At 38.4% G+C, this 14,001-nt stretch carries 12 protein-coding genes, 1 tRNA gene and 1 pseudogene; 11 read left to right on the top strand and 3 right to left on the bottom strand.

The window, feature by feature from the left end; genetic code table 11:
* The first annotated feature begins 540 nt into the window (after positions 1-540).
* From hetF to FJR08_RS20165, 7 genes and pseudogenes are all read left to right on the top strand, one after another.
* Positions 541-3,027 (top strand): cell division protein HetF, encoded by a 2,487-nt coding sequence (hetF, locus tag FJR08_RS20195; protein ID WP_168634336.1) that lies wholly within the window; start codon positions 541-543, stop codon positions 3,025-3,027.
* A 137-nt stretch (positions 3,028-3,164) separates the two neighbouring features.
* Positions 3,165-3,503, top strand: coding sequence for a P-II family nitrogen regulator (locus FJR08_RS20190; RefSeq protein WP_015079584.1), 339 nt, complete (start codon positions 3,165-3,167; stop codon positions 3,501-3,503).
* Positions 3,504-3,825: 322 nt separating this feature from the next.
* A pseudogene (locus FJR08_RS23830) lies at positions 3,826-3,971 on the top strand (M23 family metallopeptidase); the annotation flags it as partial.
* A gap of 49 nt (positions 3,972-4,020) precedes the next feature.
* A tRNA-Arg gene (locus FJR08_RS20180) sits at positions 4,021-4,093 on the top strand.
* A gap of 363 nt (positions 4,094-4,456) precedes the next feature.
* Positions 4,457-4,630: a MerR family transcriptional regulator gene (locus tag FJR08_RS20175; RefSeq protein WP_235082019.1), complete on the top strand. Its 174-nt coding sequence runs from the start codon at positions 4,457-4,459 to the stop codon at positions 4,628-4,630.
* A 363-nt stretch (positions 4,631-4,993) separates the two neighbouring features.
* Positions 4,994-7,021, top strand: coding sequence for an ATP-binding protein (locus FJR08_RS20170; protein ID WP_015079586.1), 2,028 nt, complete (start codon positions 4,994-4,996; stop codon positions 7,019-7,021).
* A 219-nt stretch (positions 7,022-7,240) separates the two neighbouring features.
* Positions 7,241-7,462, top strand: coding sequence for a hypothetical protein (locus tag FJR08_RS20165; RefSeq protein ID WP_041457840.1), 222 nt, complete (start codon positions 7,241-7,243; stop codon positions 7,460-7,462).
* An 84-nt stretch (positions 7,463-7,546) separates the two neighbouring features.
* Here the strand turns inward: FJR08_RS20165 and FJR08_RS23825 are convergent, their stop codons facing one another.
* The gene (locus FJR08_RS23825) at positions 7,547-7,813 is read right to left on the bottom strand and encodes a TniB family NTP-binding protein (RefSeq protein ID WP_300006458.1); all 267 of its coding nucleotides are present in this window, start codon (positions 7,811-7,813) and stop codon (positions 7,547-7,549) included.
* 9 nt (positions 7,814-7,822) lie between these two features.
* Entirely contained in the window at positions 7,823-7,990 is a 168-nt protein-coding gene (locus FJR08_RS23820; protein WP_254435812.1) for a hypothetical protein, read from the bottom strand.
* A 644-nt stretch (positions 7,991-8,634) separates the two neighbouring features.
* Between FJR08_RS23820 and hrcA the strand changes: the two genes are divergently transcribed.
* The 4 genes from hrcA (at position 8,635) to FJR08_RS20140 (ending at position 11,963) form a co-directional block, all read left to right on the top strand.
* A complete protein-coding gene (gene hrcA, locus FJR08_RS20155; protein WP_015079588.1) occupies positions 8,635-9,711 on the top strand; it encodes a heat-inducible transcriptional repressor HrcA in 1,077 nt (358 codons plus the stop codon).
* 13 nt (positions 9,712-9,724) lie between these two features.
* Positions 9,725-10,393, top strand: coding sequence for a DUF2834 domain-containing protein (locus FJR08_RS20150; RefSeq protein ID WP_168634335.1), 669 nt, complete (start codon positions 9,725-9,727; stop codon positions 10,391-10,393).
* Positions 10,394-10,467: 74 nt separating this feature from the next.
* On the top strand, positions 10,468-11,049 hold the full coding sequence (locus tag FJR08_RS20145) for a DUF1517 domain-containing protein (protein ID WP_168634334.1): 582 nt from the start codon (positions 10,468-10,470) through the stop codon (positions 11,047-11,049).
* 47 nt (positions 11,050-11,096) lie between these two features.
* The gene (locus FJR08_RS20140) at positions 11,097-11,963 is read left to right on the top strand and encodes a DUF1190 domain-containing protein (RefSeq protein ID WP_168634338.1); all 867 of its coding nucleotides are present in this window, start codon (positions 11,097-11,099) and stop codon (positions 11,961-11,963) included.
* Between the two features lie 151 nt (positions 11,964-12,114).
* Here FJR08_RS20140 and ctpB read toward each other — a convergent pair whose 3' ends face one another.
* On the bottom strand, positions 12,115-13,449 hold the full coding sequence (gene ctpB, locus FJR08_RS20135; RefSeq protein ID WP_168634333.1) for a carboxyl-terminal processing protease CtpB: 1,335 nt from the start codon (positions 13,447-13,449) through the stop codon (positions 12,115-12,117).
* Positions 13,450-14,001: the final 552 nt, after the last annotated feature.

Below are 14,001 nucleotides of genomic sequence, written 5' to 3'. Positions count from 1 at the left end.
CCCTCTCAGGTCTAAAGACACGCTCGTTTCCCACTTATCACCAGGTCTTATGAAAAAAGAAAACCCCCAGTGAGTTTTAGCCAAACTAGGGGAATTGAAGATCAAGGTGCATCTACCAATAAACAGTTCTCGACGGGGATCAATCAATCCGGATAAAGTGGTTGCAGCCAACAGACACAAAACCCTTGTGAAAAAGTAGATTAAGATCAATAGGAAGGCATCTTTGAAACTTTAGAATGGCAAAAAACATCTAGAGTATTGGCAGGATTAGCCACTTGTGGCATGATTCTCAAAAACAATACTGCTAATTGTTCTATATTTCCTAGTGTCGGGTGAACAAGATCATGTCTACCGATGCCAGAACAGTTAATGTTTAAGGCATATAATCACAATGGGTGGAGATTTAAATGTGGCTGATAAGTAGGTTGGCGTTGAAAATTGTCGTTATAGCACTAAGTAAGAGACAAGAGGCAAGAGGCAAGAGTAAAGAAGTTTTCAGCGATTTTACGTGCATTGTATAGGTTTTATGGAGCAGAAATTGTGACCCAGGAATTTCACATTTCCGCAACGCAGGTGGGGCAAAATGACTATCTGGTGCGAACGGAACAAGTTGCACCTGGGGTACCGGTGGCAGAAGAACTGGTGCATTGGCCTGTGGCTGAGTGGTTGGCGGCCGCAGGCGATTTGATGGATGATCCTTTGCAGTTAATGTTGCAGGGGAATATGGTAGCCAGAAACTCTGTTAACTTGGTGTCCTTGGGTCAGGAGTTATATAATGCGCTGTTTCAAGGAACACTCAGGGATAGTTGGATTACTGCCCAAGGTATAGCCCAAAATCACCAACAGGTGCTGCGGCTAAGATTGGGATTGAAGGATACGAGATTGGCGCGGTTACCGTGGGAAGTGATGCACGCAGGCGATCGCCCATTGGCTACGGGTCCTTATATCACCTTTGCCCGTTACCAAAGTGGCATCGCCCCAGGCTCACGGTTACTGACTCATAATCTGCCCACGTCGCCGGAAGTACGGGGGATAAGAGTGCTAATGGTGATTTCTTCACCTACCGATTTAGCGCGGCTAGATTTGCTCAAACAAGAAGCTATTAATCTCAAGGCAGAATTGCACCGCCCAGCATTAAGAGTGGCTGATGGTGATCATCATCTTCCAGAAATTGAATTGACCGTTCTTGACGGGCCGGGGAGGGAAGAACTCACCCAAGCTTTAGAACAGGGACATTACCATATTCTCCACTATTCTGGTCATAGCAACTTGGGGGGCAATGGTGGGCAAATTTATTTAGTGAGTAAAAAAACTGGCTTAACAGAAACTCTCAGCGGAGATGATTTAGCTGGGCTACTGGTTAATAATAATATTCAAATGGCAGTGTTTAACTCCTGTTTGGGGGCATATCGGGCTAGGTCAGAGACGGAATCAGACTCAGCAGAACGGAATTTAACTGAAAGCTTGGTAAAACGGGGAATTAGAAGTATTTTGGCGATGTCAGAACGCATACCTGATGAGGTAGCACTGACGCTGACACAATTGTTTTACCGCAATTTGAGTCAGGGCTATGCTGTAGATTTATGTGTAAGTCGGGTTCGTCAAGGCTTAATTTCTGCCTATGGTTCTCAGCAGATGTACTGGGCTTTACCAATTTTGTATCTCCAGCGAGAATTTGATGGCTGTTTGACACCAGAAGTTATGGCTACGCCACGGGGGCTATCGGAGTTACTGAACCAATATCAGCCCATCAAGCAGCCAAATAGTTATAATTACGCTGATATGGGAACTAACCCAGAAATTCCTTTAGCTATTGATGATATTCTCAATCCTAATTTTGGAGAGGAGACGACGGAGGTAGACTGGCTAGGGGAGAATACTTGGGGTGATCTGGGCGATGAAATTGAGTATGATGATCCCACTTATAATGAGGATTTGGCAATAGTTTCTGATTTGTTTCGTCAGCTTGGCAATCCGGTTGCTAAAACAGAAGAACCAAGTATGAAGACGGAATTAATCGCGGAGAATCATCATTACTTGTCGGAAATGCAGGTTGCCCAACCGAAACAAAATTTAGATTGGGAAAATGTCCCCACTCAGATTACCCCAACTCCCTTGAATCTTGAGAAGCGTGAGGTAAATCCTCAGTTATCACCGTCACCTGTCCCTCCAAAGGGTAATCGTTTTCACCGAACAAAATCACCATTGTTAGTGTATGGTTTGGTGGGAGCAAGTGCAATTACTGTCATTGTTGGTATTGGTTGGTGGTGGCATCAACGACAAGTGCGGAAGTCTGCTGATGTGCCGCCGATTCCTGGACAAAATCTCACAAGTAATCAGTATCCACGGATTAATTTAGCTAATTCAGCTACGGGAATTGTCACGGCAACGGCAACGGCTCAGTTGAGTCAAGGTCATTTAACGGCTGGGTTAGATGCTGTTAATGAATTACTGAATCGTGGTGCTTTGACGGCTGCGGAAACAGCTTTAAATTTGATTCCTACTCAGGATGCTGAAAATCCAGCTGTGAATTTTTTCCGGGGGCGTTTAGCTTGGCAGTCAGTCCAAACTAAAAATAATAAATATAGTATTGATGATGCTCGTCGTTATTGGGCTAGGGCTGTAGAAAAGCAGCCAGATTCTCTTTTGTATAATAATTCTTTAGGATGTGCCTATTATGCGGAGAATAATCTCAATTATGCTAATGATGCTTGGTTCAAATCTCTGAGTTTGGCATTAAAGCCCCAACGGAATAAAAGTTCTGATCCAATGAAATATCCCCAAATAGCTGGAGAACCGGAGGCTTTGACGGCTTATGCTGGATTGGCTTTGGGTTTATATAAATCTGCTAACAGTCAACCCGCTGATAAACGCCAGCAATATTTACGGGAAGCGATTAAACTTCGGCAAATGGTGATTCAAAATGCGCCCGCAGACTTTACTATTGAGAGGTTATCACAAAATTGGCTGTGGACAGAACAGGCGATCGCTGATTGGAGAGCGCTTTTGCAAGAAAATAGTCCATAATTGTGGACAATGATCAAAAAACCTTGTAATCCCATACATCAGGCTAAAATTAAATAACTATGACTATATTTACAGCCTGAGACAACGAATCTGCTTAGATATATAAACGACGTTATTAGAAGTCAGGAATCAAAAAAATGAAAAAAGTAGAAGCCATTATCCGTCCATTTAAACTAGATGAAGTGAAAATTGCCCTAGTTAATGCGGGTATTGTTGGGATGACAGTTTCTGAAGTTCGGGGTTTTGGACGGCAAAAAGGGCAAACCGAACGCTATCGGGGTTCGGAATACACGGTAGAGTTTCTCCAAAAACTGAAAGTGGAAATCGTTGTTGAAGATGCCCAAGTTGATATGGTTGTAGATAAGATTATCTCCGCAGCCCGGACTGGTGAAATCGGTGATGGTAAAATTTTCATCTCCTCTGTTGAACAAATTGTCCGCATTCGGACAGGAGAAAAAAATACGGAAGCCGTATAAGTATTAAGTATTGGGTGTTGAATATCCAAAAAATTGGCGTTGCTGAGTCTGTAAATGTGAAAACAGAAAATCAGCCGCGCCTTTTATACACCCTCTAAGGGTCTTCCAATTAAATTTTGCCAAAGTTGACATACTCACCGACTTGAAGGTGCGGGGAAACACTTGACACTTCGCCAGAACCCGCCACAAGTGGTCTTATCGTCCCTCCATGTCAGGCATAATACTAATACTGTTTATGTCTGCACTTTTTGGGCTAAATGTAACTAGTTGGAAAGGGTATTAAGGGTATTAAGGGTATTTTTGCAAAAAATTAGATTGTGGTAGCGAATTATATATCAGTGAAGGACAAACTGTACAAAAAGGACAAGCGATCGCTGCCGTCGGTTCTACAGGCTTCTCCACGGGTCTCATCTCCATTTTAAAGTCCGCCGCGATGGTACACCTGTTGACCCAGCAAATTACTTATAATTAAATGCTGTTTAAATTCAAAAAGTATGTTATACTATCAAATGTATAAGGGCGCGTGGCTCAGTGGATAGAGCAACAGGTTCCGGTCCTGTAGGTCGGGGGTTCGAATCCCTCCGCGCTCATTTTTTATGATGTCACTTGTCAGATTATTTGACCGGGTCGACAAGTTGGTGTCCGTCTTACCAAATTATTGTCCGCGTTGACAATTTATTTGTCAGGCATCAATAATTTCTTTGCCACACTTCTTATAGTATGGCAAAACTTTTTATTGTGTCTAAAAAAATATTTGGTTATTTTTAACTGGCATTCCGCACTTCAAAATGTCACATACTTATGCTTCAAAAAATCGCTATCTTTTCTCTACCATTAACTGCCATAGCTGTTGACGGGTAGTTTCACTGGCTACTAAACGACACTGAATAGTGATTTGGCTCATACTTAATAAACATATTTGTATTGTGTTGGTTTTCTGTAAAATATTTTTTATGCAAGAAACTTTTTTCACAAGTAAGGAAGCGGCTCAAATTACAGGTTGTACTCTTCGCCAGATCCAGTATTGGCGAGAGAAGGGGATTGTTGTGCCTGTAATTAGTGATACGGAAGACGCAGTGGGAAAGAGCGATTCCTACGGAGCGCTTCGCGGGAGCATCCCTGGATGAAGGTAAAGTTGTGATTGCGGTGTGATTAGATGTTATTTATCAAGATTTAGCAAGTAAGTTGATACATTAGGATTTATATACTCAAAATCTTAATGTATGACTAGTATTAAATGAGTCATTAACGTAACGTATATTGAACGTGCTATAAAAGAGGGACACGCTGGAATTATATGTGAAGTAAAGTATGTAGTGTTTTCGTGTGTTACTTGGGTCATCAGCTTCTGTGATAGCTAAGTTTGGTTTGTTAATTAAAGTTTCAGGATAATACTTTAATAGCAGTTCTATCATAAAGTAGTATTTCTATTTATATGTATGATAAGATGTTGTTGTTGTTTATTCGGATTGAAAAATACTGTTTAAATTATGGATATCAGTTTAGAAGGAAGAGTCAATAACATTCCTTTACCAGAAAGCAAATCTTTGTTTCCTTTGTTTGAAGCAGTTATTAATTCTATTCATGCTATTGAAGATAGAAAAATTAGCAATGGATTTATTGACATTACTCTTATACGAGAAGATTATCAATCAGGGCTTATTGATCATGGAAATTTTGCTAAGGTAGTAGGATTGTCTGTTATTGATAATGGCATAGGATTTAATTCTGATAATTTTCAATCTTTTTCTACTTCTGACAGTTTATACAAGAAATCAAGAGGCTCAAAGGGTATTGGTAGATTTCTTTGGCTTAAAGCTTTTGCAGACATTCATATTGAAAGCATTTTTTCCAAAAATGGCTTTTATAAACGAAACTTAGAATTTAATTTTCAACATAACGGTGTTAAACAAATTTCCTGTATTTCTTTATCTGATGAAGATTGTCAAAATTTTACGAAGATTGATTTTTTAAATTTTTTACCTCCTTATAGAGATAATTTTCCACAAAAAGTTGAAACTATCGGAAGAAGGATTTTAGAGCATTGCATATCTTATTTTGTTTTAGGTAAAGCTCCTAGAATTAATGTAATTGATGGAAATAATAATTTTGATATAAATGATTATTTTTGCAAGTATTTAGAAGCTTTTTCTAATAGTTATTCTATCAATATTAAAAATAATGAATTTACTGTAACAGGAATTAAATATTATAATTCTTCCGATTTAAAACATACTCTTTATTATTGTGCTAATCATCGCACTGTAATTTCACACCAATTACACAAATTGATTCCAAATTTATTAGAAAATAGTAAGATAGAAGATTATCAAAATGGTAAAAAATTTGTTTATTTAGCTTTTGTTTCTAGTAAATTTTTTGATGAAAATGTAAATCAAGAAAGATTGGGATTTAATAACATTATTGAGGTTCACGAAGGTTTATCAGAACAATTAGGTTTAATTTCTTATCAAGAAATTCGTGAAAAATTAGTGACTTTGTTGTCTCAAGAGTTATCACCTTATTTAGAGAAAATTCAGGAAAATAAACTTCAAGAAATTCAAAAATATATTGTGCATGAAGCTATTCAGTATCGTCCATTACTGAAATATGCTAAAGAGGACTTGGCTTCGATTAAACCAGGTTTATCATCTGAAAAATTAGATACTGAATTGTATAAGATTAAATCACGCCTTGAATTATCTTTAAAACAACAATCTGAAGAAATACTAAGTGAGCCTATAGAAAATTTTGATAAATTTCCAATATATCGTCAAGAGTATTCTAAATTTTTAGAAAAACATAATGATTTTGGCGTTAATAAACTTGCGGAATATGTTGTTCATAGAAAAATTATAATTGAATTATTCACTAGGCATCTTGCGCGTAATGATGAAAATAGATATCCTTTGGAAAGTGAAATTCATGAAATTATATTTCCTATGAGAGCTACCTCAGATGATATAAATTCTTTTCAAAAACAAAATCTTTGGATTATAGATGAAAGATTATCTTATCATTATCATTTGTCATCTGATATTCCTTTAAATAAATTACCAGATCCTCTTAGGGTAGATAGCTCAAGCAGACCAGATATTATTATTTTTAATAATCCCATTCTTCTTGTTGATACTCAAAATACTCCTTATTCTTCTATAACAATAGTAGAATTTAAAAGACCTATGAGAAAAGATTATGATAAAGAAGATGAAAATCCTATATCTCAAGTCTCTTCTTATATTGCTAAAATAAGGGCTAATAATTTAGAAGATAGAAATGGCAGATTAATTCATGTGACTCCAACAACACCTTTTTATGTCTATGTTATTTGCGATTTAACAAGTAATGTCAGAAATATTTTAGAAAATACTTTTGGTTATATTATAACTCCTGATCAAAATGGATATTTTAACTTTAATAAAAATACAAATGCTTACATTGAAGTTTTATCATTTGATAAAGTTATCAAAGATGCAAAATTGCGTAATAAGATTTTATTTGATAAACTTGGCATTTAATATTTATGATTCTACCGCTACCCTTGTGATTAAATATCACTTTTAGATGTCCAAAACCATTGCTATATATGGGTTTTATCTAAATTAAGAGCGATAACGAATTGCTCCGTAGGAATCCCTATTTTTGAGAATATTAAAGCCTCAAACCTAATCAGGATAAGGATTTACGCCATATTTTTCCGGAAAAATCATAAAGGGAGAGCTAGAACGATAATTGTGATGGTAAATTTATCTAAACCACATGAAATGCAGGTTGTTGATTACTACCTATGGGCTTTACAAAGATTATATGAACGTCACGAAGATAAGTATTTTATGCCACTTGCTCAAAAATACAGGGTGATTATGGATTTAGATGATCGGCGAAATAAGAACTATGGAGAGTGGTATACCGATTCCAATCCGCTATTACTAGATAAACTAAAATGGTTTGTGGGCTAGGTCTAAGTAGACAAGCTACCCAAACACACGGCATGAAGCCGACGTTCGCCCACACCTATATTATATCATTTATAATTGGAAATTTCAAATATTTGGCTTGAGCATTTCCACCCCACAACCTTTGAGAACCCGCAGTGTTCTATCTCTAATCTCTGCTACCGTTCCCTTTGTCATTTGATACTTCAAATGCTCAATAATTGCGGCAAATAACTCCTTTCCACTACATTCTTGCGGTATTTGGATATAAGCAACAGGCACAGTTGGCGGTTTTCCTGCTTCTTGTTTAGGTTTATGCCTGAGTCTGTAGGCATCACAACCCATAGTTTTACCCGTTCTTGACTCTCCTAGCACCCTACCAGACTACCGTGATTGTCGCTTACCATCTAACCAATCATGGAGCATTTTCACCTGTTCCAAGGGAATAAAACTCTTCCGATTCAATCGGTGAATTTCTGCCTGTAATTTCTCATCATTGGGGAGAATATCACCTAATTCTTGAGCAACACTTTGGGCTTGTGGTGAAGTCATGATTTACCACCCGTAATCTTCGCGCATTTGTTCATCATCAAAAACCGAGAGAAAAACCAATGCAGATTTAATATAGTGAATATGTACTATCACCGCTAGAGAATAGCAGCAAAAGCATGGTTCGCACCACCTTACCCAACCCTCGAAAAGCTTGATCAAGAGGATTTTTCCGACTAAGTAGGTGAACACAATAAAACCAAACTGTGTAAAGAAACGTAAAATCGCCCAAACCCTCTTCACTCTTGCCTCTTGCCTCTTGCCTCTTGCCTTGCCATAACGACAATTTTCAACGCCAACCTACTTATAGCTACCCAACTTACGCAGTAGCATCTAATATTCTGTAGCTAAAATTACAGTTTATTTGAGGATGTCATGAGATGATCCAGAAAAAGATAGAGATTTATGTAAGTTAGACACTGAAACAACCTAGTTTCGGTGACAGAAATATAAATTACGACTAAGGAAAAAGCTACAACCTTTGATATTACTTGCAAATTTTTAATTTACATAAAGCGGACAATATTAAGTATATAATTTGCTATCTTGCATTAATTAATAATTAATACTTTTTTGGGGTTTGGTGGTAAAAACCACGCATTTTTTCAGATTTTGATTAAGGTTTGCCTTCAGTAAAAATATCACCTATGCAAGTCCATCTAACTAATCGGCAACAAAATATACTTTGGGCGACTATACGTCATTACATTGCGACAGCAGAGCCTGTTGGCTCTAAAGCTTTAATTGAAGGATTTGATTTAGGTATTAGCTCGGCTACTATTCGCAATGTGATGGGTGTTTTAGAAAAATCAGGGTTACTTTATCAACCACATACTTCTGCGGGAAGAATTCCTTCTGATTCTGGTTATCGGATTTATGTTGACCAACTAATTAAACCATCAGAAACCTTAGCTAAAGAGGTAGAAACGGCATTACAAAGACATTTGCATTGGGAAGATTGGAGTTTAGAGGCTTTATTACAAGGTGCAGCCCAAATTTTAGCAACATTAAGCGGCTGTATTACTTTAATTACTATGCCACAAACCACGACAGCAAAGTTACGACATTTGCAACTAGTGCAAATTGAATCCGGGAAGATTATGTTGATTGTGGTGACAGATAGTTATGAAACCCATTCTAAGGTGATGGATTTATTTTCAATATCATCAGTAACTAAACCTGAACCGGAGGTAATTGATCATCAATTGCAGATAGTTTCTAACTTTTTGAATAGTCATTTACGAGGAAGGAGTTTATTAGAATTAGGCTACCTTGACTGGAGTGAATTAGATCAGGAATTTCGAGTTTATGGCGAATTTTTGAAAAGTTCTTTGGTAGAATTGACTCATCGCGCTCTTGCACCAACGACTACACAAATTATGGTGCGGGGGATTGGAGAAGTCTTACGACAACCTGAGTTTTCTCAAGTACAGCAGGTACAGACAATTATGCAATTGTTGGAAGAAGAACAAGACCAACTTTGGCATTTAATTTGTGAAAAAACAGAAATGGATGATACAAATAAGTCTAAAGTAACGGTGCGGATTGGGACAGAAAATCCTCTTGAACCTATTCGCACCTGTACTTTGATTTCTGCTATTTATCGTCGGGGTTCTGTGCCAGTGGGAAGTGTGGGAGTTTTAGGTCCAACTAGGTTAGACTATGAGAGTGCGATCGCTGTGGTCGCAGCAGCAGCAAATTATCTCTCGGAAGCTTTTAGTTAATTTCCATAAATTCATGATCAGAAAAATCACTTTTGGCTTACTATGGCTAGGATTTGTTTCCTATGCCTTTTTCTTTGCTCCTCCTGAACAACCGGATACTTTTGAGTTGATAAAAAATCTCTCTACAGGAAATTGGCAAGGGATTAATCCGCTGATTATATGTTTATTTAATATCATGGGAATTTGGCCTTTTATATATAGTGCAGTGGTATTTTTTGATGGTAGAGGTCAAAAAATACCTGCTTGGCCATTTGCTAGTGCTGCTTTTGCTATTGGGGCTTTTGGGCTTTTACCATATTTAGCTTTAAGAGAACCCAATCAAAAGTTTGTAGGGGAAAAAAAATTATTTCTCAAATTACTAGATTCTCGCATTTTTGGAATTTTATTAACTTTAGGTGCGGCGGTTTTATTTACCTATAGTTTACAGGGAGACTGGGATAATTTTCGACAACAGTGGGAAACCAGCCGATTTATTCACGTCATGAGTTTGGATTTTATCATCTTGAGTCTATTATTTCCCACGTTGTTAGGAGATGATATGACAAGACGAGGTTGGCAAAATAATCAGTTATTTTGGTTATTTGCGATCATTCCTGTGTTTGGAGCTTTGATGTATCTGTGTGTGCGTCCACCTATAGATATAGAAAATCAAAAAGGAGTTGAGACAACAATACTCCACTAACTCCTGACTACTAAAATTAAAAAGGTAAGTATCCAGTTGTGAACAACATCTACTGAAATTACAGGAGACAAAAAATGTTTAATCGCATGATGGGAAAAACTCGCTATATTGTCTGTCGTTTGTTCTTGCATTTAAACGGAGAAGAAGTAGCGCCAATCTTAGGTGTCCTCAACAGTAGTGCTAGAACAGCGATTAATGCTGACGGTGATCTGGATATTTTAGGAGAAGAATTGGTGCAACTGTGCCAAACTTTCCTACAATATGATGAATATTGGTTTGCTGCTGCTAATGAAGGTGATGTCTTTTGGAATCAAGGGGAAGCAGGAGATTATGTCAATGAACTATTCACAGACTCAGCCCAAAGATATGGGGCTAATCTTGATTTTAATTCCACTTCCTCAAATCAGCCCTTATCACTTCCTGTCACCCGTAACATCGTTGTCATGATTACAGTCGCGGCTGAAGGGGAAATTCCCGAGTTAGAAACTGATTTAGCTAACATCCCAGCTTTGAAAGCAGCCTTTAAAGCCGTAATTAATCTACACTACAAACATAAACTCCGCGCTATCCAAGTGCATTTTTCTCCAGCCCAATTAGGTGATGAACTTTCCAGTGATCAATTATTGGAATATTATCCAGAATTGATCCCACTGTAAATGATTCGTTAGTCTGTAATTAGTACCCGAAAACAAACATGAACACAATGATTATCAGTATACTACGTAAACTTACAGTTGTTTGTTTAGCCTTAACTTTGTGCTTAACAACTGTCGCTTGCGGGGGAGGAAACCAAGCTAATTCTCCAACTAAGAATATTAGCCAAACTGCTACTCCCACCAAGTTAAATGATGGTCAGTATGAAGTACAACAGGGTACATACAATGATGCCAATGGTGAGTATACCTTGTTTTTACTCAATAACAATCCCCCCAGCTTTGCCACAGAAAAGCTGCAAATGGCACGATTGACTGATGATGAAATCAAAGCAGGTAAGAAAACTTACTTAAAAGTAGAAAATAGTCAGCCAGTCTTATACATGACCGAGGACTTCAAACTGGAGTACGTCCACAACGTCACCGAAACCAGAAACAATCCCCAAACCGGACAACCGGAAACTGTGATTGTGCGCCAACAAAGTAGCTTTTGGGCCCCTTTTGCAGGAGCTTTAGTTGGTAACGTCGCTGGTCAAGCTATTGGTAGTATGTTGTTTAGACCTCAATATTATGTTCCCCCCGTTTATCAGCCAGGTGGGATCATGAATGGTCATGGTGGCTATGGTTCTAGCTATGATTCGGCTGTTTCTAGTTACCGTTCTCGCTACAATGAACCACCCGCAGCAGTGAGAAATCGCACCACTTTCCGCACTACAGGAAACATCAGAAATTCGTCTTCAGGAACCGCGAACCGGACTACAACAACTGGACGAGCTTCTGGTTCTGGTTTTGGTGGTAGTACCCTTACACCTTCTGGTAATTCTAGCTCTACTCGCCGCAATTCTGGTAGTGGTTTTGGTAGTGGTGGCCGTTCTTCAAGTCGCCGTTCTTCCGGTTTTGGTAGTAGAAGAAGATAGGAAATTTCTGTATTAACTCTTGATTCGTAGGTTGGGTTGTGGAACGTTTACTTTCGCCCAGCAATGGTACGTATCTCTGACGGGAGGCGTTAGCCATAAACCAACATGAGCGTTGGGTTGCGCTATCGCTTCACCCAACCTACACAAAATGCTAAAACTTCAAGTCTTTAGCATTGACACTAATAGACTGAGGATTTTGATTTGTCACTGATTGTGCTAATTTGCCATTAGAAAGAACAGCAATGGCACGGGTATATTGGGGATCGCTATTTGTACCAATTAAATTCGGATTAGAAGCTAATTGGCGTTCTTGAGTTTGGGTCAAGTCTAGCTTGATATCGGGGGCAATCCCTTTATGATTGATATCTGTACCATTGGGTGTATAGTAATGGGCAATAGTCACTGCTAAACCTGAACCGTCTCCTAGTTCATGGACTGACTGTACCAAAGCCTTACCGAAGGTTTGACTACCAACAACTACAGCCCGTTTATTATCCTTGAGTGCGCCGGTGAGGATTTCACTAGCACTGGCGGAATTACCATCAACTAAAATTGCTAAAGGTAGTTTGGTAATGGCTGTCCGATTAGCTTGTGTTTGAGCGCTCGATCCTTTGCGGTCTACGGTTTTGACGATATGACCGTCATCTAACCACATCCTGGCAATTTCTATACTCGCATTTAACAAACCACCAGGATTACCTCGCAAATCTAAAACGTAGGAATCAACTTTTTGGTCGTTCAACTTGCGAATGGCTACACGCATTTGATCAGCGGCATGAGAGCTAAACTCTTGTAATCTAATATACCCAACTTTCCGACCAGCTTCTTGTTTGAGGGTATATCGGACTGTGGGAACTTCTATTGTCACCCTGGTTAATTTAACTTTAAATTTGTTATTTGCTCTTTCTAAATCCAAACTAACAGAAGTACCTATCTGCCCACGAATCAACTTTGAGGCATCTTCCACGCTCATTTTCAGGGTAGATTTACCATCAATTGCGATAATCTCATCACCTGATTTGAGTCCGGCTTTCAGGGCTGGAGAATTTTCTATCGCTTCAATAACGGTCAGGCGTTTGGTTTTTTCGTTTAGTTGCATCCGAATCCCAATCCCGGATACTTCCCCAGATGTTTGACTAGTCAAGGATTCATATTGTTTGGGGTTCATAAACCGGGTGTAGGGATCACCTAGTTTCTGTAAAGCTTCGCGGATTGCTACATAAGCCTCGTCTTTAGAAGTATAGTCTTTACTTAATAGGCTTTGTCTGATTGCTTGCCAATCTTGTTGGTTAAATTTTTCATCAACATATTCACGATTCACCAACTGCCAAACTTGGTCAACTAAGGCTTTCGGACTGTCTTGTAAAGCCGCATGAACTGAGCGTGTCAAAGCTTGACCAAATACGGATATAGTAGCAGTTGTGGCGATCGCTCCACCAATCAGGGCAGCTTGGAGCGGTGAGTAACGTTTCACAGATTGGTTCATGTATATTAGCTGAAATAGTTGTGTTTTTGACAGTTTATCAATCAGAATTTTCTGATGTTTTCTAGTTTTTTTTATCCTAATAACCTTGATACTTCATCTATCTTTTGGTTTTTTGTTAATGATGAGTCAGATATTGTATTTGTTGGTTAACAAATACGGTTCGATTTTATCAGTTTTTTTACAGAACAACACGAGTATTTAACACTTAGGTGAGTGTCATTTGTAAATGCCCAATTATCTTCTTCACCATAGCACTTTCTTGGCTTAGTAGCTGAGATTTACATCAATAGATAGTTAAAGTTTTATTAAAAATTTATCTTAATTAATTCATTTTCAGGGCAAATTTAAGAAATTGTGGCAATTGTTACAAAAATTATTTTGGGGGTTAAAACTGCTCCTGATTATTTGGCTGGTTTTGGGGCGTTGGCATAGCCCGTCCTAGACATCGCTCTGGCGGAAAAAATCTGTCCCCACGCACTGACAATCCTACTAGTAGTCTGTCAAATTTATTTTGACGGGTTTTTGGTAGTGCGGGCAAGATGCCCGCGTGAG

Source organism: Dolichospermum sp. UHCC 0260, from assembly GCF_009711985.1.
In the GTDB taxonomy this organism is placed as follows: Bacteria; Cyanobacteriota; Cyanobacteriia; order Cyanobacteriales; family Nostocaceae; genus Dolichospermum; species Dolichospermum lemmermannii.
This window is presented reverse-complemented; position numbering and strand designations above follow the sequence as displayed.